Source organism: Arthrobacter sp. IK3 (assembly GCF_051337705.1).
Classification (GTDB): Bacteria; Actinomycetota; Actinomycetes; order Actinomycetales; family Micrococcaceae; genus Arthrobacter_B; species Arthrobacter_B koreensis.
The window spans coordinates 208,671-228,454 of the sequence record NZ_JBPPSW010000002.1; the positions used below are offsets into that span (position 1 = coordinate 208,671).

Sequence of the window (19,784 nt, forward strand, 5' to 3'; positions counted from 1 at the left end):
TATCACGTGAGGAGCATCCGGTACCGCTGGCTTGCGGTCACGGCCGTGGCGTTTGGCATTGCCGGCTGGCAGGTGAACGCCTGGGCCACGCGCAACGGTTTTCCGGCGCCGGTACTGAACTTCACCGCCCTTCTCACTCTTGCCTTCATTGTGGGCTTCACCCTCTTCCTCGGCCTGCGCGTGCGGCGCTGGCGCAACGGTGAGCGGGAGAAGCCCCTGGACCCCATTGCCGCCGCCCGGACGCTGGTCCTGGCGCAGGCCACTGCGTACGCAGGTGCGCTGCTGCTCGGCTGGCACGGCGGGATCTTCCTGGACCAGGTGCGGCTGTGGGAAATGCGCCCCAACCATGCCCCCACCTGGGCTTCACTTGCCATGACCGTCGGCGGGATGATCATGATAGCCACCGGACTGGTGGTGGAGCGGTTCTGCAAGCTCCCGCCGGAGGACAAAGACGGCGGCGAAGACAACAACAGCGGGGGAGAGTATGCGTAACCAGGCCATAGATCCGCAGGGCCTGAACTGGCAGCGGGTCTCTGAGCGCTACCTGACGCTGCGGCTGCTGTCCCTGGCAGTTGAAGCCGTCATCACCCTTGCCCTGGCCAGCATTCCGCTCATCCTGCACAGCCTGGGCATCTGGTCCGGCTTCCCGGCCTGGCTCGCCTGGGGGCTGCCGGCCGTGTTCCTGGCCGGGTTCATCTGGCGGGCCATCCTGGTACCCCGGCAGGTACGGGCCATCGGCTACGCCGAACGCAACGAGGACCTGCTGCTGCGCTCCGGCATCTTCTTCCAGCGCACCCTCGTGGTTCCCTACGGCCGCATGCAGTACGTGGACGTCGCCGTGGGACCGATGGAACGCCTCTTCGGCCTGTGCACCCTCAAACTACATACGGCCTCCCAAACCACCAACGCAACCATCCCGGGGCTTCCCGCCGCTGAGGGCGCAAGGCTGCGGGAACATCTCTCTGCGCGCGGCGAGGCGCAGCTGGCGGGACTGTGAGCGGGCAGGAACCGGACGCAGCCCGTTCCGCGGAAGCAGACTGGAAGCGGGTCCACCCGGTCTCCCCGCTCGTGCGGGGCTGGATCGCGCTGGCCGCCGTGGCGTACTTCCTGGGCCGGGACTCGGTCGAGGCGTTCTTCCTGCGTGAGCGGCCCGGCGGGCCGCTGCCCGACGGCACCCCGCTGATCTGGGCCGTCATCGGGCTGGCAGTCCTCATCCTGGCCATCGGCGTCGTGTTCTTCCTGTCCTGGTGGTTCACCCGGTACCAGGTGAGCGGGGACCACGTCCGGGTCCGGTCCGGGGTCCTGTTCCGCCAGCACCGTCAGGCACGCCTGGACCGGGTGCAGGCAATCGACATCAACCAGCCGCTGCTGGCACGGCTCTTCGGACTGGGCGAACTCCGGTTTGAGGTGGCCGACGCCGGTGAATCGGCAGTGCGCCTGGCCTACCTGCGCATGGACCACGCCCGCGAACTGCGCGCCACCATCCTGGAACGCGCCTCCGGAGCCCAGGCCGCCACCGGCGAGGAGCACGCGGCGGCGGACACCGCCGGCCATCCGGACGCCGCAGCGGCACCTGCCCGGACGGCAGCCGAAGCCCCGGAGTACCCCATCCTCGCCCTCCGCCCAGGACGGGTCATCGGTGCGGCGCTGCTCTCCGGAAACACCGTTGTCCTGCTGCTGGGCATCATCGCCGTCGTGACCCTGACGGTCATTACCGGCGAAGGTGTCTCCCTGGCCGTCTTCATTCCGGTGGGCCTGGCAGTCGCCAGCGGCTACTGGTCCATGCTCAGCACCGCCTGGAACTTCCGCGCCGCGGTTTCCCGGGACGGCGTCCGCATCCGTTACGGACTCCTGGACACCCGCACCCAGACGGTGCCCCCGGGCCGGATCCAGGCCGTGTCCGTCACGCAGCCCCTGCTCTGGCGGCCCACCGGCTGGTACCGGATTTCCGTTAATGTGGCAGGCTACGGGGCATCGCCGGGCTCTGACGGAGCACGCACCCGCCTGCTGCCCGCCGGAACCCTGGACGAGACCCTGCAGATCCTGGCCCTCGTCCTGCCCAACCCCGGCACCGAAGATCCGGTGGGGCTGTTCACCGCCGGGCTCCGGGGCAGCGGCCCGGAACACGGGTTCACCACGTCGCCCCGCCGGGCGCGCTGGGTTGCACCTCTGCAGTGGCGGCGCAGCGGTTATGCGCTCACCGGAACGGCGCTGCTTAGCCGTACCGGCCGGCTGTGGCGCAGCCTCACGGTGGTTCCGCACGAGCGCATCCAGTCCATGGCGCTGGAACAGGGCCCGCTGGCACGCCGCCTGCGGATCGCTGACCTGCGGCTGCACTCGACACCCGGTCCGGTTGCGCCGCGGATCAGGCAGCTGGACCAGGCTGTGCTGCTGGAACTCTTCACCGAACAATCCGTCCGGGCTGCGGACGCCCGCCGCCGGGACCGAACCGAACGCTGGCTGCACCGCGAAACCGCCACCGGCCCGGCGGTGCCCCAGGCAGCGCCGGAGCCAGCACAGGCTGCGGGTGCGGAACCGGAACGGAAGCCGCAGGCCGCCGGACCACAGATGGAGGAGAACTGGAATGAACACCGCTGATCAGCGCCGGCGCGGCCGGCTGGGAATCGGCGTCATCGGCGCAGGCAAGGTGGGAGCGGTCCTCGGTGCGGCCCTCCGCGCGGCCGAACACGCCGTCGTCGGCGTTTCGGCCGTATCCGAAGCCAGCCGGGAACGCGCGGAGAACCTGCTCCCCGGCGTTCCGGTGCTTGAAATCCCGGACATCATTGAGCGTTCCGAGCTGGTGCTGCTGGCAGTGCCCGACGACGCCCTGCCGCCGCTCGTGTCCGGACTGGCGGCAACGGGAGCCTGGCAGGCCGGGCAGCTCGTGGCGCACACCTCAGGCCGCTTCGGCACCGCTGTCCTGGAACCGGCACGGCAGGCAGGAGCGATTCCGCTGGCACTGCACCCGGCCATGACCTTCACCGGCCTCAGCCTGGACCTCACACGCCTGGCCGACTGCTCCTTCGGCGTCACGGCTCCCACCGCGGTGCTGCCGATCGCGCAGGCCCTGGTGGTTGAAATGGGTGCCGAACCCGTGGTTATCGATGAAGGCGACCGTGAGCTTTACCACGCCGCGCTTGCCCACGCCTCCAATCACCTGGTGACCATAGCGGCCCAGTCTTCTGAACTGCTGCAGGGCCTCGGCGTTGACCAGCCGGCCCGGCTGCTGGGCCCTTTGATGCGTGCCTCGCTCGAAAACGCGCTGGCCTCGGGCGAACACGCCCTGACCGGCCCCGTGGCCCGCGGAGACACAGGCACCGTTCAGGCCCACACCCGCGCCCTGGGACGCGACGCCGCACCGGATATGGCGCAGGCCTACCAGGCGCTCTCAGCGGCCACCGCCCGCCGTGCTGTTGAGCGCGGTCTGCTGACACCTGCGCAGGGGGAGAGAATTATTGAAGTACTTAATTCCAACCCCGAAGGACCCCGGTGAACCACCCCCGGTTGGCAACAACCCCCGCAGAACTCAGCAAAGCCGTCACGGAACTCCTGGAAGCCACCGGCAAGGACCGTCCGGCCCTCGGTCTGGTTCCCACCATGGGAGCCCTCCACTCAGGGCATGCAGCTCTCGCGCAGGCCGCGCGGGCTGGCAACGACGTAGTGGTTGCCAGCATCTTCGTGAACCCGCTGCAGTTCGACGATCCCGCAGACCTGGCCCGGTACCCGCGGACCCTGGACGCGGACCTTGACCTGCTGGGACAGGCCGGAGTGGACCTGGTGTTCGCGCCGAGCGAGGCAACCATGTACCCCGGCGGACTCCCGCTGGTCCGGGTCAGCTCCGGCGGCCTGGGAACCCGCTTCGAAGGCGCCTCCCGCCCGGGACACTTTGACGGCGTACTCACCGTGGTGGCCAAACTGTTCCACTGCGTCCAGCCGGCCGTGCCCGCCGAGTTCCGCGCCTACTTCGGGCAGAAGGACGCTCAGCAGGTGGCTTTGATCCGCCGCATGGCGGCGGACCTCAACTTCCCGGTCCAGATCTATCCGGTTCCCATCGTGCGGGCCGCTGACGGGCTCGCCGAGTCCAGCCGGAATGTCTTCCTCAGCGAAGCGGACCGGCGCAGCGCCCTGGTGCTTTCCCGTGCCCTGGGCCGGCTGCAGGAGAATGCCTCCAGCCGCCGTCCGCTGGACCTGCCGTCCGCCGCCGCACTCGTGTCGGCAACCCCCGGTGTTGAACTGGACTACTTCGAAGTTGTCGATCCGCTCACTCTTGAACCGGTCCCGGCAGGAGTGCAGGACGTTCTCTCCGGACCTGCCCTGGCACTGGTGGCCGCCCGGGTGGGCGGAATCCGGCTTATCGACAACGCTGAACTGCACGGCTGAGCTGCATGTCCTGGGCCGCTGCGGGACGGCACGCCGTCCGCGGCTTTGACGGGGCTGGGTAGACTTAAGAACCGTGACCTCCTCTAACGTCGTTCCCGAAGCAGCAGATTCCTCCGAGCAGATGCGCATCCGTGCGGAAAAGCGCGCCAAGCTGCTTGAGCGGGGGCAGGAAGCCTACCCCGTCGGCGTCGAGCGTACCCACTCGCTCCGCCAGGTCCGGGACAAGTTCGGCCACCTGCAGGCTGACGAGACCAGCGGTGAGACCGTGGGAGTCACCGGCCGCGTGGTGTTCATCCGCAACACCGGCAAGCTCTGCTTCGCCACCCTCCAGGAAGGGAACGGCACCCGCCTCCAGGCCATGCTGTCCCTGGCCTCCATCGGGGAGGAAGCACTCGCCGACTGGAAGGCCTCCGTGGACCTGGGGGACCACGTCTTCATCCGTGGCGAGGTCATCTCTTCACGCCGCGGGGAGCTCTCGGTCATGGCCGATTCCTGGTCGATGGCTTCGAAGGCACTGCGCCCGCTGCCGGTGCTGCACGCTGACCTGAATGAGGAAACCCGGGTCCGCCAGCGCTACGTGGACCTGATGGTCCGCGACGAGGCCCGGGACATGGTCTACAAGCGGGCCGCGATCATCCGCGCCGTCCGTGACACCCTGCACGGCCACGGCTACGTGGAAGTGGAGACTCCGATGCTCCAGCTGATCCACGGAGGCGCCGCTGCGCGTCCCTTCGAGACGCACCTGAACGCCTTCGACCAGCCGATGACCCTGCGCATCGCTACCGAGCTTTACCTCAAGCGCGCCGTCGTCGGCGGTATCGAGCGTGTTTACGAGCTGGGACGGATCTTCCGCAACGAAGGCGTTGATTCCACCCACAGCCCCGAATTCACCACCCTCGAATGCTACGAGGCGTACGCCGACCAGTACGTCATGGCGGACCGCATCAAGGAGATTATCCTCAACGCTGCGGACGCCGCGGGCAGCCGGCAGATCGAAACCCCGGCCGGCACCATTGACCTCGACGGCGAATGGCGCTGGCTTTCGGTGTACCCCGGCCTGTCCGAGGCAGTTGGCCAGGAAATCACTCCGGATACCGATGCCGAGACGCTGCGCGCGGTAGCGGAGAAGCACGGCGTGAAGGTGGATCCCAAGTGGGATGCGGAGAAGCTGGTCATTGAACTCTTCGGCGAAATCGTCGAACCGACGCTGCTGCAGCCCACGTTCGTGTGCGACTACCCGCCGTCGGCCCAGCCGCTGGCCCGCCCGCACCGGAAAGATCCCCGCCTGATTGAGGCCTGGGACCTGATTATCGGAGGAATGGAGCGCGGCACGGCATTCTCCGAGCTCATTGACCCGGTTATCCAGCGGGAGCGGCTGACCGAGCAGTCACGCAAGGCTGCTGCCGGTGATGACGAAGCCATGGCACTGGATGAAGACTTCCTCCGGGCCCTGGAGTACGGTGCGCCGCCCATGGGCGGCATTGGCCTGGGTATCGACCGTCTGGTGATGCTTTTCACGAACGCCGGAATCAGGGAAACAATTCTGTTCCCCCTCCTAAAGCCTGAAATGGGTTAGAACATGGAATATGTGGAAGTACTCCTGCCCTCAATATGTGTCGCTGCTCTCTTTTATTTCGTGATGAAGGCAGTGTTGAACGCGGACCGGTCCGAGCGAAAAGCCCTTGCTGAGGCAGAACGCGAAGCCGATCAGAATGTTCAGCCGGAAACCGGAGCCAAAATAGACCCTGCCGGTCCGGCGGATAAAGAATAACTAAAGAAAACGCCCTCCTGCTTTGACGGGAGATTACCAATTGCGCCATACTCGAAGTGGTCTCGAAATAAACAGCATTCCGCCACTTCATGCATAGGAGCCCCGTCATGGCGCAAAAGGTAAAAATTATTCTGGTAGACGACCTCGACGGCGGAAGTGCCGATGAAACCGTGCGTTTTGGGCTGGATGGGTCACAGTACGAGATCGACCTCTCCAATGACAATGCGAAGAACCTGCGTGCGGCGCTTAAGCAGTATGTTGATGCCGGCCGCAAGACCGGAGGACGCACCGGCCGCCCCCGCGGCACGGGTACTTCCCGCAGCAATGAAGCAGCACAGATCCGTGAATGGGCACGCAGCAACGGCTACACCGTTTCCGAGCGCGGCCGCGTGAACAGCGAGATCATCGAGGCCTACCGCGCCGCCCAGGGCTAATACGCCCCCGGAGGTCACGCCCATGGCGAACACGCCCCTTAAGCGGCAGTAACCGCCGTAGCATCGAATTACGCGTTAGCTAGGAGTGTGCCTCATGTTTGAAAGATTTACCGACCGTGCCCGTCGCGTTGTCGTGCTTGCCCAAGAAGAGGCACGCATGCTCAACCACAACTACATCGGCACCGAGCACATCCTGCTTGGGCTCATTCATGAGGGTGAAGGCGTTGCCGCTAAGGCCCTTGAATCCCTAAGCATTTCCCTGGGTGCCGTCCGCGAACAGGTGCAGGAGATCATCGGCCAGGGCCAGCAGGCCCCGTCCGGCCACATCCCCTTTACCCCGCGGGCCAAGAAGGTACTTGAGCTCTCACTGCGCGAAGCGCTGCAGCTGGGGCACAACTACATCGGAACCGAGCACATCCTGCTGGGCCTCATCCGTGAAGGTGAGGGCGTTGCAGCCCAGGTCCTCGTCAAGCTCGGCGCAGACCTGAACCGTGTCCGCCAGCAGGTCATCCAGCTGCTCTCCGGCTACCAGGGCAAGGAGCCCGTCTCCGCCGGTGGCCAGCAGCAGGAAGGCCAGCCCGCAGGATCGGTCGTTCTGGACCAGTTCGGCCGCAACCTCACACAGGCAGCGCGTGAAGGCAAGCTTGATCCGGTCATCGGCCGTGAACACGAGATGGAACGGGTCATGCAGGTGCTGTCCCGCCGCACCAAGAACAACCCCGTCCTGATTGGCGAGCCCGGCGTCGGCAAGACCGCCGTCGTCGAAGGCCTTGCCCAGGCGATTGTCCGCGGCGATGTCCCTGAGACCATCAAGGACAAGCAGCTTTACACCCTTGACCTCGGCTCGCTCGTGGCCGGTTCGCGTTACCGCGGTGACTTTGAGGAACGCCTCAAGAAGGTCCTGAAGGAAATCCGCACCCGCGGCGACATCATCCTCTTCATTGACGAGATCCACACCCTTGTGGGCGCCGGTGCCGCTGAAGGCGCCATCGACGCAGCGTCCATCCTGAAGCCGATGCTGGCCCGCGGTGAACTGCAGACCATCGGTGCCACCACGCTGGACGAGTACCGCAAGCACATTGAGAAGGACGCAGCGCTTGAGCGCCGCTTCCAGCCGATCCAGGTCAACGAACCTTCCGTTGCCCACGCGATCGAAATCCTCAAGGGCCTGCGGGACCGCTACGAAGCACACCACCGCGTGTCCATCACGGACGCCGCGCTGGCTTCGGCAGCAACCCTCGCCGAGCGCTACATCAGCGACCGTTTCCTGCCGGACAAGGCAATCGACCTGATCGATGAGGCCGGTGCCCGCCTGCGTATCCGCCGAATGACAGCTCCGCCGGAGCTGAAGGAAATCGACGAGCGCATCTCCGCCCTGAAGATGGAGAAGGAATCCGCGATTGACGCGCAGGACTTCGAAGGTGCTGCCTCCCTGCGGGACAAGGAGCAGAAGCTCCAGGACCAGCGTGCGGAGAAGGAGCGCCAGTGGAAGTCCGGCGGCCTGGATGACATTGCCGAGGTGGACGAGGAACTGATTGCTGAAGTCCTCGCCAACTCCACCGGCATCCCCGTGGTGAAGCTGAACGAGGAAGAGTCCACGCGGCTGCTCAAGATGGAAGATGAACTGCACAAGCGGGTCATCGGCCAGGACGAGGCCATCAAGTCGATCTCGCAGGCCATGCGCCGTACGCGTGCCGGCCTGAAGGATCCCAAGCGTCCGGGCGGTTCCTTCATCTTCGCCGGTCCCACCGGTGTTGGTAAGACTGAGCTGGCCAAGGCACTGGCAGAGTTCCTCTTCGGTGACGAAGAAGCCCTGATCACCCTGGACATGTCCGAGTACTCCGAGAAGCACACGGTCTCACGGCTGTTTGGTGCCCCTCCCGGATACGTGGGCTACGAAGAAGGCGGGCAGCTGACCGAGAAGGTCCGCCGCCGCCCGTTCTCCGTGGTTCTGTTCGACGAAGTTGAGAAGGCCCACGCGGACCTGTTCAACTCCCTGCTGCAGATCCTCGAAGACGGCCGCCTGACCGACTCCCAGGGCCGGGTGGTGGACTTCAAGAACACCATCATCATCATGACGACCAACCTTGGCACCAAGGACATCTCCAAGGGCGTCATGACCGGCTTCCAGTCCGGTACGGACACCAAGACCGGCTACGACCGGATGCGGGCACGGGTCACGGAGGAGCTGCGCCAGCACTTCCGCCCCGAGTTCCTCAACCGTGTCGATGACACCGTGGTGTTCCCGCAGCTGACCCAGGAAGAGATCGTCCAGATTGTGGATCTGTTCCTGGAGCGCCTCGGCAAGCGCCTTGCGGAGAAGGGTATGAGCATCGAGCTCACCCCCGCTGCCAAGGTGCTGCTGGCTACCCGCGGATACGACCCCGCCATGGGCGCCCGGCCGCTGCGCCGCACCATGCAGCGCGAGATCGAGGACCAGCTTTCCGAGAAGATCCTCTTCGGGGACCTCAAGCCCGGGGAAACGGTCTCGGTGGACGTAGAAGGCGAGGGTGACGACGCAAAGTTCACCTTCACCGGACACGGCGCCCCGCGTGCCATCGAAGAAGCCCCGTCGGCCATCGAAGCCGGTGTAGGCGACGGACAGTAGACAGCAATAGCGGTGCAGCAATGCACTGAATAGAGGGAGCCTCCGGGAAACCGGGGGCTCCCTTTGCGTTTGCGGTTCATTTCATTCAGTTCCGCCGAAGACAGGCAGAACCACCAAAAGTCCTAGACTGAACCAATGACTGCAACCGCACAGAAGGCAACGTTCACCATCCGCCGGGCCCGCACCTCCGATGTCCGCCACATCCGGGACCTGGTGGCCCCGCTGGCCGAGGAGCGTGTCCTGGTGGCAAAGGAGACCGTCGCCTATTACGAGGGCCTGCAGGAATTCAGGATTGCCGAGGACGCCGATGGCAGGGTTATTGGCTGCGGGGCCCTCCACGTCATGTGGGAAGACCTCGCGGAGGTCCGCACCCTGGCTGCCCACCCGGACTGGAAAGGCCGCGGCGTCGGACACGCCCTCCTGGACCAGCTGCTTGCGGATGCCGCCGAAATTGGTGTCTCCCGCGTCTTTTGCCTGACCTTCGAGGTCGATTTCTTTAAGCGCCACGGATTCACCGTCATGGAAAGCCAGAGCGCAGTGGACCCGGAGGTCTACTCGGAACTCCTGCGTTCACATGATGAAGGGGTTGCCGAATTCCTTGACCTTGCCCGGGTAAAACCGAACACGCTGGGCAATACCCGCATGATCCGGGATGTTCGCGCATAGGTGAATTTTCAGCCCTACTGGAGAACGGCACCTGAAAACGGTACAGTAAGGGTACTTAGCATCAAGAAATGCCGGACGGGTTATCCAACAGGCGGAACGCTTATTTGGGTGGCTCCCCGGCCGATCAGAAAGCGGGTGCCGGATATGGGTGCAGACGACAAGATGCAGAACAAGGGCGAAGAGCTCGGCGGCAAGATCAAGGAAGGCGTCGGCAAGGTCACCGGCGACCACAGCATGGAAGCTGACGGCCAGGGCGACCAGGCAAAGGCCAACATGAAGCAGGCCGGCGAGCACGTCAAGGACGCTTTCAAGGGTAAGTAAATCCACGCCGGGCCGCTGAGGCCCGAAGGACACCCGGACTCCCGGGCCGCTGTTGTCACTGCTGGCCGGGGAACCACTGAAGGAAGGGCCAATCCGGCCCTTCCTTCAGTGCGTTAAGGGCACGCTTCAAGCCTGTGCAGGCCCACCCCGGCAGGGGTAGGGTTGGCTCACTCAGGAGAGCGGGCGACGGGGCCCGTTCCAGCGCAGTGGAGCCTCCGGGCAAAGGAGCGTCAGGCATGAAAAAACTCATCAATGATCCGCGCGCCGTGGTGGCCGAATCCCTGGAAGGATTCGGCATGGCCCACCACGATCTGGTCAAGGTCCACGCGGACCCCGCATACGTGACCCGCCGGGATGCCCCGGTTTCAGGGAAAGTGTCCCTGGTGTCCGGCGGCGGAAGCGGACACGAGCCGCTGCACTCCGGGTACGTGGGACGCGGAATGCTGGACGCTGCCGTGCCCGGCGCGGTCTTCACCTCACCGACTCCGGACCAGATCCTCCCGGCCATTACCAACACGGATTCGGGCGCCGGGGTCCTGCTGATCGTGAAGAACTACACCGGGGACATCCTGAACTTCGAAACGGCGGCGGAGCTTGCCCAGGCCGAGGGGATCGACGTGAAGTCGGTGGTGGTGAATGACGACGTCGCAGTGGAAGACTCGCTGTACACCGCCGGGCGGCGCGGCGTGGGCGGAACCGTGCTGGTGGAACGCATTGCCGGCGCCGCGGCCGAGCGGGGGGATTCTCTCGACGCCGTGACCAGCCTGGCTGAACGGGTCAACACCGGCGTTCGGTCCATGGGAGTAGCCCTGAGCGCCTGCACGGTTCCGCATGCCGGAGAGCCGAGCTTCGACCTCGCCGAGAACGAGATTGAGCTGGGTGTGGGAATTCACGGCGAACCCGGCCGGCGCCGCATGCCCATGGCTCCGGCTGACGCCATTACGGACCAGCTCCTTGAACCCATCCTCTCCGACCTCGGTGCCGGCAGCGGAGAGCGGGTGCTCCTGTTCGTCAACGGCATGGGCGGCACGCCCCTCAGCGAGCTCTACATCGTCTACCGGCATGCAGCCAAGCTGCTGGCTGACCGGGGGCTGCACGTTGAGCGCTCCCTCGTGGGCAACTACATCACCGCCCTGGAAATGCAGGGCGCCTCCATCACGGTGCTCAAACTCGATGACGAAATGATCAATTTGTGGGATTCGCCGGTTCATACCGCGGCCCTGCGGTGGGGAGCCTAGGCATGGAATTGAACGCACAGTGGGCAGATCAGTGGATGCGGGATGCCGCAGCGTCGATGGATGAGAACCGGCAGCGCCTGATTGACCTGGACCGGGCCATAGGCGACGCGGACCATGGCGAGAACATGGACCGGGGATTCACCGCCATCGTTGAAAAGCTGGACGCCGACGGAACTCCGGGCACACCGGCGGACGTGTTCAAGCTCGCCGCCATGACCCTGATGTCAAAGGTCGGAGGAGCCGCAGGCCCGCTTTACGGCACCGCCTTCCTGCGTGGTTCCGCCGCAGTCTCCGGCAAGGAGGTCCTGGACGCCGGAGACATCGTTGCCTTCCTGGCTGCGGCACGGGACGGCATAGTCAGCCGCGGCAAGGCCGAGCCTGGAGACAAGACCATGGTTGACGCCTTCACCCCGGCCGTGGAGGCAGCCGAAACAGCCGCCGGAGCAGGGTCCGACGCCGCTGCGACGCTCTCTGCGGCAGCCAATGCAGCCGAGGGAGGCCTCGCCGGAACGGAGCCGCTGGTGGCGCGCAAGGGCCGGGCCAGCTACCTCGGCGAACGCAGCGCCGGGCACCTGGATCCGGGGGCGGCGTCGACAACCTTGATCCTGCAGGCAGCTGCCCGCGCGGCCTCGGAGCAGGCATGAAGGTAGGGCTGGTCATCGTCTCCCACAGCGCCAAGCTTGCGGAAGGGCTCGCCGAACTGGCCGGACAAATGGCTCCCGACGTTGCGATCATCACTGCCGGAGGCACTGACGACGGCGGGATTGGCACCAGCTTGGAGAAGGTCCAGGCTGGAATCGCCCAGGCCGACGGCGGTGCCGGAGCGGCGATCCTGGCGGACCTGGGGTCAGCGGTGATGACCGCGGAAATGGCGCTTGAATTCCTGGATCCAGGCCAGCGGGAGAAGGTGAGGCTCGCAGACGCACCGCTGGTGGAGGGTGCCGTTGCCGCAGCCGTCGCTGCCCAGACGGATCAGGACCTGGCGGCCGTGATCCGCGACGCTGAGGCCGTAACGGCCACCCTGGGTGCCGGCAGGACGGCACCCGCCCCGGCAGGGGGTGGGTCGGTGCCTGCGCCTACGGACACCCTTGATGACATAGACCAGGATGACGACGGCGTGCACGAGGCTTCCTGGGAGCTCGTCAACCCGATGGGCCTGCACGCCCGTCCGGCAGCCGCCGTCGCGCAGGCCATGGCGGACCTGGACGCGGACATCACCATCAACGGGGTGGACGGTAAGTCCGTCATGATGCTCATGACGCTGGGCCTGAAAGCCGGCGATACGCTGACCGTTTCCGCCCATGGGCCGGACGCGGCACGGGCCGTGGAGATGCTGGGTCTGGAAGTACGCAACGGGTTCGGGGAGATCTAGCGGGCGCCCGGGCAAGCCTCAGGCAGGCAGGCGCACACCTGAATCTGTGGCCTCGGCCAAGCCGTCGCGGAGCAGTCCCTGAAGCGCGCGTTCGAGCTGCTCCTGTGAGGCGGACAGGGCGTGCAGTGCAGCCAGCGGCGCCAGTTCGGCACCGGCCTCAGGTGCCACCAGGTCCACCGGGCCGGTCAGCAGCAGTTCACGCAGCACCGGCCCGTCCGCCTGGCGCAGCACGGCCATCATGGCTCCGCGGACCTGCCGGTCGGTGCCGTGCCATGCCTGCCCCTTGGGGACGTAGTGCGGCTCAGGACGGCCGGCCCGGACCCACGCGCAGTCATCCAGGACCGGACATTCGCCGCAGCGGGGGGAACGTGCCGTGCAGACGAGCGCTCCGAGTTCCATGACCGAGGCGTTCCACGCCACGGACTCGGCGTCGTCCCGGGGCAGGAGGGCAACAGCATGCTTCTTCTCCGCGGCGGTCAGCGACTGGGAGGGCAGTGCGTCCCCGGTCACCAGCCGGGCATGGACCCGGCGGATGTTGGTGTCCACCACGGTCTCGCGGCGTCCAAAGGCGAAGGACGCTACCGCAGCAGCCGTATAGTCACCTACTCCCGGCAGCTCGAGCAGGGCGGCGTGCGTGTCCGGCACTTTCCCGCCGTGGCTGGCCGCGATCTCTCCTGCCGCAGCGTGCAGCCGCAGTGCCCGGCGGGGATAGCCCAGGCGGCCCCAGGCCCGGACTGCTTCACCGCTCGGCTCGGCGGCCAGGCTGGCGGGCTCCGGCCAGCGTTGCATCCACTCCTGCCAGACCGGAAGGACCCGAACCACCGGAGTCTGCTGCAGCATCACTTCACTCACCAGGACGCCCCAGGGTGAACAGTCCGAATGCCGCCAGGGAAGGTCACGGGCGTGCTCCGAGAACCAGGAAATGATGCGTGCGTGCAGCGTCCGCGTGTGCTCCGGTTCCATGCATCTCCCTCGGTAATGACCAGCAATACTCTACTGACCGGCGTGGTGTGCGCCGTAATCCGGGGCAGGGTTCATAGCCTTAACCCATGGCGGCAAACGGACCCCGGAGCAGTGCGGGGCAAAAAACCAGCGGTGTCTCCGGCCGGGGGCCGGGCAGCCCCCGGAAGCCGAGCCAAGCCGTCTACCGCCGCCGCAGGATTGTCCTGGCCCTGCTGGTACTGGCAGTACTGGGTGCCCTGGCCTGGGCGGGAGTGGTCGTTGCCGCAACGCTCTCCGGCGGCAAGGAGGACGCGACTGCCTCCGAACCCTTCCAGACCGCACCGGACAGCACTCCCGGTCCGTCCGCGGAAGCTGAAGGGACGCCCGGCAGCTCACCCAAAGCAACAGGCGAAGCCAAACCGGCGGACGAGGGCATCTGCCCGCCGTCGGCTGTGAAGGTGGAGGCTGCCACGGATGCCGCAGCCTACGCCGCAGGATCCAATCCACTGCTGACCCTCGCAGTGACCAACACCGGCACCGAGCCGTGCAAGATCAACGTTGGCACCACGCAGATGGAATTCATCGTCACCTCAGGATCGGATCGGATCTTCTCTTCAGCGGACTGCCAGGACGGAGCGGAGGACCTGCTCAAGGAGTTCGAGCCGGGAGCAACCGAGAAGGCGAACTTCACCTGGGAACGGCTCCGCTCCGCACCCGGCTGCGCGGCGGTGGCCAGCAACCCCAACCCAGGCTGGTACGTCTATACGGCGAGGCTGGGCGAGGCTACCAGCGAAAAGGCTGTCTTCCAGCTGGATTAGCCGCCAGCGGGCTACATAAACCGGTCGAGCAGGCTGGTCTCGGCGATCCGGGAGAGGCCTTCACGAACGGTGCGGGCACGCTGTTCGCCGATTCCGTCCACCTGCATCAGGTCTTCGATGTTCGCGGCCATGAGGTTCTGCAGCCCGCCGAAGTGGTCCACAAGGCGGTTGGAGACGGCCGGAGGGACGCTCTTGATGTTGCTCAGCAGGCGGTATCCGCGCGGCTGGACCACGGCTTCGAGGGAATCCTGCCCGGGCTGGAAGCCAACCACGGCGGCGATCTTGCCCAGGTCCACCATGTCGGAGGAGCTCAGGCCCTGCAGGGTAGCGATCTGTTCGTCCACGTTGCCCGGGGTTCCGCCGATGTCCGCGTAGTCCCGCACGATCATTTCGCTGCCCGGACCGAGACCGGTGGTCAGCTCCTCCAGCTGGAGGGACAGAAGCCGGCCGTCGACGCCGAGTTCCAGGACGTACTGTGCGATTTCCTCGGAGATGCGGCGCACCATTTCCTGGCGCTGGAGGGTGACAGCTACGTCGCGGACGGTGACCATGGCTTCGATTTCCAGGGCGGAGAGCGAATTGGTGACCTGGTCCAGCCGGGTGCGGTACCGCTCCAGCGTGGCGAGAGCCTGGTTGGCGCGGGCCAGCACCGGCTCGGATCCCTCCAGGACATGGCGGAGGCCACCGACGTAAAGCTGGATGATTTGCATGGACTGGCTCACGGAGATCACCGGGAAGCCGGTCTGGATGGCCACCCGCTCAGCGGTCCGGTGGCGTGTGCCTGATTCGTGCGTCTCGATGGTGTGGTCAGGGACCAGCTGGACGGCAGCGCGGAGAATGTTGGCGCCGTCCTTGTCGCAGACGATCGCACCGTCCATCTTGGCCAGTTCGCGCAGGCGGGTGGAGGAGAACTCAATGCCGATGTCGAACCCGCCGGAGCAGATCGAATCAACTGTGCGGTCGAACCCCAGGACAATAAGTGCGCCCGTGCGGCCGCGGAGGATACGCTCCAAACCGTCGCGCAGCGCAGTTCCCGGAGCAACCCTTGCAAGGGTTGCCTTAAGCGCGTCCTCGGGGGTGCGAGGCATGGTCACTTCCTTCCGGCCACTCCGGCCCACGGGGCGTTCTGGGCGTGGATTTGCGCAGACACTTCCCCATAGTAGTGGGCAATCCATACCCATCTGCCACTTCAGTTCCCGGAGTATGACAGCCCCAATGACATAACCGGAGCGGGACGCGCCCTAGAACAGGAGCTCGAGGGCCTCGGAAAGGGTGGAGACTTCCCGGACCTTGAACCCGGGCGGCACCTGGCCGGGACCGTTCGGGGACGCAGGCACCACAGCGTGGCTGAATCCCAGGCGCTCAGCTTCCTGGACCCGGCGGGCAATTCCGGGGATGGGACGCACCTCTCCAGCCAGGCCCACCTCGCCAAAGGCGATCAGGCGTGCAGGCAGGGGCTTGTTCATTTTGGCGGATGCGACCGCCAGGGCTACGGCAAGGTCCGTGGCGGGTTCGGTGAGCTTCACGCCGCCCACTGTTGCCACATAGCTGTCATCCTTGGCGAGGTTCATGGAGGCCCGCTGCTGCAGGACCGCCAGCAGCATTGCCACCCTGGACGAATCGAGTCCGCTGGTGGCGCGCCGTGCCTGTGCGTTGCCGGTCTCCGCCAGCAGGGCCTGGACCTCCGCCACCAGGGGGCGCCGCCCTTCCAGCGTCACGGTAATGCAGGTGCCGGAGACCGGTTCCTTGGTCCGGGAGACAAACAGGCCGGACGGATCAGCCAGGCCTTCGATGCCGTCCTCGGTGAGGTCGAAGCAGCCAACCTCGTCAGTGGGTCCGTAGCGGTTCTTCACCGCGCGGACCAGCCGCAGCCTGGAGTGCCTGTCCCCGTCGAACTGGCAGACAACGTCCACCAGGTGTTCCAGCAGCCGCGGGCCGGCGATTGAACCGTCCTTGGTCACATGCCCCACAAGCAGGGTTGTCATGTTACGTGTCTTGGCGGCGTTGATGAGCGACGCCGCGACTTCCCGAACCTGGCTGACGCCGCCGGCGCTCCCGTCCACAGCGGTGCTGCTGAGGGTCTGCACCGAGTCCACGATCAGCAGGGCGGGCTTCACCTGTTCCACCTGGCCGAGCGCCTGGCCCAGATCGGTTTCGGCACTGAGGTAGAGGCTGGAGGAGACGGCGCCGATGCGTTCCGCACGCAGCTTGACCTGGGCGGTGGATTCCTCGCCCGTCACGTACAGCACGTCCCGGCCCTGCCCGGCAACGCGGGCGGCGACGTCGAGCAGGAGGGTGGATTTGCCCACGCCCGGTTCGCCGGCCAGCAGGATCACGGCGCCGGGGACCAGCCCGCCGCCCAGGACCCGGTCCAGCTCCCCCACGCCGGTGGGCTGGTAAGCGGCAGTTGTGGCATCGACGTCGGCGATCAGCTGCGCAGGACGTGCCACCACTGAAGCCGGGGTAGTGCGGGCCAGGACCTCTCCGGCCTCCTCGACGGTGCCCCAGGCCTGGCACTCGCCGCAGCGGCCAACCCACTTGACGGCAGTCCACCCGCACTCAGTGCAGCGGTAGTTGGCGGTTTTCGCCCGGGAAGTCTTTGTTGCCATGCCAACAGGCTATCTGCCGGCACTGACATCCCCGTTCGGTTCCGGTGCCGGTGGCTAGACCTCGGAAAGGTAGCTGACCGCTTCCTCGTGGGTGAGCCCGGTAGCCTCCAGCAGGTCCACTACCAGCGGCCTAAAGAGCATCACGAGGGCATCCCCGTAGAGGTCCGTGACGTCCAGTGCCGCCGGATGCAGCCGGGAAGCGACGGCGGCCAGCTCGTTCCGGGCCTGGCGCAGGTGGCGCTCGCGGGTTGGCTGGGATTCACCGCCGCCCAGCGCGCGGGCCAGGATGTCCACGGCGTCGGCGGTGTCATTGATGACTTCGGAGACCTTGTCCACCGCGGTGTCGGAGAGTGAGGCGTGGTTGATGACCGAGGTGGTCCGGCGGGCAAACACGCGGCTGTTGCGAACCGCCAGGTCCAGGTAGCCCACGGAGCCGCGCAGGTCTCCGAGCTCGGCCAGGTGCCTGCGGTAGGCCGGCGAGATGCGGGCGATCTCCCGCGCATCCCGGATGCTGCGGGCGAGCATGTCCAGCTGCGGCTGGGTGTTGCGGGCCCGAACCAGCGCGTGCCAGGCCAGGGTCGAATCGCTGCGGGCCAGTGAATCGGCGACCTGGCGCAGCACGGCGGAGAGCTCGCTGAGCAGCTCCCGGATGTTGGACTTCGGCTCGCGGCGCGGATCCCGCGGAGCCAGCATGGTCACCACCAGGGCGAAGACACCGCCCACAATCGCGTCCACGCTGCGGGTGAAGACTCCGCCGTCGGGGGCCGGGAGCAGCACCACCAGCAGGGACTGGAGGCCAAGCTGCGTGGTGAAGATAACGCCCCGGTCCAGGAAGCGGGCCAGCATCAGCGAGGCGAAGAGCACGACGGCGGCCTGCCACAGGCCGTTGCCCAGGACATGCAGCAGCAGTTCACCGATGGTGATGCCCAGCGTGCAGCCGATTCCCACTTCAAGGACACGGCGGGTGCGCGGTTCGCGGGAGAAGCCAAGGGAGATGAGCGCTGCCGTGGCGGCGAAGAGCGGACCCTGGTGTCCCAGCACGTATTCCGCGAAGGCGTAGGCGCCCACGGCACAGATGGTCATTTGCAGGGCGGGGTACACAGACGCGCCGCTGCGCTTGAGCCCGATCCGGAACCTGTTGCGCAGGAACCTGCTCGAGGCGCTGAGACGGTCGCGGGCTGGCATGGGAACAGTCTAGGACGGCGGGCGTCTGGGAAGAGAAGGCACGGAGTCTGTGACGTGTCCCGGAACTATTCCAGTTCTGCTTGGCAGCAGTTCACTTTTTGTTCACCTTGGCAGGCCACTGTGTTTTTCGGGACGCAGAAAAACGTTCCAGCGAAAAGTCTCCCGGCGTTGACGCGCCGGTATACCACCCTTGAAAGGGACCACGACTGTGAAGGTATTCCGCATTGGCCGCACGGCGGCCGTCCTCTCGGTTGCAGCGCTTGCCCTGGCAGCCTGCGGCAGTGACAACGCCACGAACGCAGCAGCCGATACCGAGTCTTCGGACTCCGCCCTGACCGGAACGCTTTCCGGTGCAGGAGCAAGCTCGCAGGCCTCCGCAATGGACGCCTGGATTGCAGGGTTCGCCAAGGCCAACCCGAACGCATCCATCCAGTACTCCCCGGACGGTTCCGGTGCCGGACGCGAGGCACTGCTCGCAGGCGGCGTCCAGTTCGCCGGGTCCGACGCCTACCTGAAGGATGAGGAAGTCGAAGCTTCCCTTGGGACCTGCGGTCCGGACGGTGCACTGCATGTCCCCGCGTACATCTCGCCGATCGCCATCGCCTTCAATCTCGACGGGGTGGACGAGCTGAACCTCGACGCCGACACGATCGCCGGCATCTTCCGCGGCGAGATCAGCACCTGGAACGACCCGGCTATTGCCTCCCAGAACGAGGGCACCGAGCTGCCGGCCACGGCCATCACCGTGGTCCACCGTTCGGACGAGTCCGGCACCACCGAGAACTTCACCGAATACCTCGCCGCCGCGGCACCGGATGTCTGGACCACCGAGGCCAGCGGTGAATGGCCGGCCGAACTCGACGGCCAGGAGAACGCGCAGGGAACCTCCGGCGTCGTCTCCGCAGCCAGCTCGACCGACGGTGCGATCACCTACGCAGACGCGTCTGCCGTCGGCTCCATGGGCACCGTGGCAGTGAAGGTGGGGGACGAGTACGTGGCCTACACCGCCGACGCCGCTGCCAAGGCAGTCGAGGCGTCCACCCCGGTCAAGGGCGAGGGACGTCCGGAACTGGACATGGCCATGGAACTGGCCCGCGATACCACCGAATCCGGGGCCTACCCTGTGGTGTTGGTCTCCTACCACCTCTACTGCACCACCTACGACAGCCAGGAGACCGTTGACCTGATCAAGGCCTTCGGTTCCTACGTGGTCAGCGAAGAGGGCCAGGCCGCCGCCAGCGAAGCTGCAGGTAATGCGCCGATGTCCGCCGCGCTGCAGGAGCAGGCAGCCAAGGCGATCGAATCCATCAAGGCCGCTTCCTAGCTGGAGGCAAGCCGGCAGATGCCCCCGCACGGCGCCACAAGCGCGGTGCGGGGGCATTTGCCGGGCCGGGGGCCAGCTTGAATCTGGCCCGGGATCAGTGAAAACTGGCGAGTGCG

20 protein-coding genes are annotated in these 19,784 nt (G+C 66.2%); 16 read left to right on the forward strand and 4 right to left on the reverse strand.

The genetic code is table 11. The features are described 5' to 3' along the window. Positions 1-6 precede the first annotated feature (6 nt). From ACSLGO_RS03640 to dhaM, 14 genes are all read left to right on the forward strand, one after another. Positions 7-492: a DUF3180 domain-containing protein gene (locus ACSLGO_RS03640; RefSeq protein WP_263127965.1), complete on the forward strand. Its 486-nt coding sequence runs from the start codon at positions 7-9 to the stop codon at positions 490-492. Further along, positions 485-997 (forward strand): PH domain-containing protein, encoded by a 513-nt coding sequence (locus ACSLGO_RS03645; RefSeq protein ID WP_091600791.1) that lies wholly within the window; start codon positions 485-487, stop codon positions 995-997. Before ACSLGO_RS03640 ends, ACSLGO_RS03645 begins: the two co-directional genes overlap by 8 nt. Further along, the gene (locus ACSLGO_RS03650) at positions 994-2,598 is read left to right on the forward strand and encodes a PH domain-containing protein (protein ID WP_263127966.1); all 1,605 of its coding nucleotides are present in this window, start codon (positions 994-996) and stop codon (positions 2,596-2,598) included. The genes ACSLGO_RS03645 and ACSLGO_RS03650 overlap by 4 nt, the downstream gene beginning before the upstream one ends. Then, a complete protein-coding gene (locus ACSLGO_RS03655) occupies positions 2,585-3,493 on the forward strand; it encodes a Rossmann-like and DUF2520 domain-containing protein (protein ID WP_263127967.1) in 909 nt (302 codons plus the stop codon). The genes ACSLGO_RS03650 and ACSLGO_RS03655 overlap by 14 nt, the downstream gene beginning before the upstream one ends. Before the next feature lie 11 nt (positions 3,494-3,504). Beyond that, the gene (gene panC / locus ACSLGO_RS03660) at positions 3,505-4,380 is read left to right on the forward strand and encodes a pantoate--beta-alanine ligase (protein WP_436399948.1); all 876 of its coding nucleotides are present in this window, start codon (positions 3,505-3,507) and stop codon (positions 4,378-4,380) included. A 121-nt stretch (positions 4,381-4,501) separates the two neighbouring features. After that, the gene (gene lysS, locus ACSLGO_RS03665) at positions 4,502-5,956 is read left to right on the forward strand and encodes a lysine--tRNA ligase (protein ID WP_091601485.1); all 1,455 of its coding nucleotides are present in this window, start codon (positions 4,502-4,504) and stop codon (positions 5,954-5,956) included. Between the two features lie 3 nt (positions 5,957-5,959). Next, entirely contained in the window at positions 5,960-6,151 is a 192-nt protein-coding gene (locus tag ACSLGO_RS03670; protein WP_091600788.1) for a hypothetical protein, read from the forward strand. Between the two features lie 107 nt (positions 6,152-6,258). Beyond that, on the forward strand, positions 6,259-6,585 hold the full coding sequence (locus ACSLGO_RS03675; RefSeq protein WP_091600787.1) for a histone-like nucleoid-structuring protein Lsr2: 327 nt from the start codon (positions 6,259-6,261) through the stop codon (positions 6,583-6,585). A 94-nt stretch (positions 6,586-6,679) separates the two neighbouring features. After that, entirely contained in the window at positions 6,680-9,193 is a 2,514-nt protein-coding gene (locus ACSLGO_RS03680; RefSeq protein WP_091600786.1) for an ATP-dependent Clp protease ATP-binding subunit, read from the forward strand. A 135-nt stretch (positions 9,194-9,328) separates the two neighbouring features. Next, positions 9,329-9,859, forward strand: a complete 531-nt coding sequence (locus ACSLGO_RS03685) for an amino-acid N-acetyltransferase (protein ID WP_091600785.1) — start codon at positions 9,329-9,331, stop codon at positions 9,857-9,859. A 144-nt stretch (positions 9,860-10,003) separates the two neighbouring features. Beyond that, positions 10,004-10,180, forward strand: a complete 177-nt coding sequence (locus ACSLGO_RS03690; RefSeq protein ID WP_091600784.1) for a CsbD family protein — start codon at positions 10,004-10,006, stop codon at positions 10,178-10,180. Positions 10,181-10,416: 236 nt separating this feature from the next. Continuing rightward, positions 10,417-11,418 (forward strand): dihydroxyacetone kinase subunit DhaK, encoded by a 1,002-nt coding sequence (gene dhaK, locus ACSLGO_RS03695; protein ID WP_436399950.1) that lies wholly within the window; start codon positions 10,417-10,419, stop codon positions 11,416-11,418. 2 nt (positions 11,419-11,420) lie between these two features. After that, positions 11,421-12,062: a dihydroxyacetone kinase subunit DhaL gene (gene dhaL, locus ACSLGO_RS03700; protein WP_091600782.1), complete on the forward strand. Its 642-nt coding sequence runs from the start codon at positions 11,421-11,423 to the stop codon at positions 12,060-12,062. After that, positions 12,059-12,790, forward strand: coding sequence for a dihydroxyacetone kinase phosphoryl donor subunit DhaM (gene dhaM / locus ACSLGO_RS03705; RefSeq protein ID WP_325786143.1), 732 nt, complete (start codon positions 12,059-12,061; stop codon positions 12,788-12,790). Before dhaL ends, dhaM begins: the two co-directional genes overlap by 4 nt. Positions 12,791-12,808: 18 nt before the next feature. Here dhaM and ACSLGO_RS03710 read toward each other — a convergent pair whose 3' ends face one another. Beyond that, on the reverse strand, positions 12,809-13,753 hold the full coding sequence (locus tag ACSLGO_RS03710; protein WP_436399952.1) for an A/G-specific adenine glycosylase: 945 nt from the start codon (positions 13,751-13,753) through the stop codon (positions 12,809-12,811). A gap of 86 nt (positions 13,754-13,839) precedes the next feature. On the opposite strand from ACSLGO_RS03710, the gene ACSLGO_RS03715 reads away from it, so the two are divergent. Next, complete coding sequence (locus tag ACSLGO_RS03715; protein WP_436399954.1) at positions 13,840-14,550, forward strand: hypothetical protein; 711 nt, start codon at positions 13,840-13,842, stop codon at positions 14,548-14,550. Between the two features lie 11 nt (positions 14,551-14,561). Here ACSLGO_RS03715 and disA read toward each other — a convergent pair whose 3' ends face one another. The 3 genes from disA to ACSLGO_RS03730 form a co-directional block, all read right to left on the reverse strand. Further along, positions 14,562-15,638 carry a DNA integrity scanning diadenylate cyclase DisA gene (gene disA, locus ACSLGO_RS03720; RefSeq protein ID WP_091600778.1) on the reverse strand — a complete coding sequence of 359 codons (1,077 nt, stop codon included), beginning with the start codon at positions 15,636-15,638 and terminating at the stop codon, positions 14,562-14,564. 153 nt (positions 15,639-15,791) lie between these two features. After that, complete coding sequence (gene radA, locus ACSLGO_RS03725; protein ID WP_091600777.1) at positions 15,792-17,159, reverse strand: DNA repair protein RadA; 1,368 nt, start codon at positions 17,157-17,159, stop codon at positions 15,792-15,794. 54 nt (positions 17,160-17,213) lie between these two features. Next, the gene (locus ACSLGO_RS03730) at positions 17,214-18,344 is read right to left on the reverse strand and encodes an FUSC family protein (RefSeq protein WP_152274139.1); all 1,131 of its coding nucleotides are present in this window, start codon (positions 18,342-18,344) and stop codon (positions 17,214-17,216) included. Positions 18,345-18,552: 208 nt separating this feature from the next. Between ACSLGO_RS03730 and pstS the strand changes: the two genes are divergently transcribed. After that, positions 18,553-19,668 (forward strand): phosphate ABC transporter substrate-binding protein PstS, encoded by a 1,116-nt coding sequence (gene pstS / locus ACSLGO_RS03735; RefSeq protein WP_152274140.1) that lies wholly within the window; start codon positions 18,553-18,555, stop codon positions 19,666-19,668. Positions 19,669-19,784 lie beyond the last annotated feature (116 nt).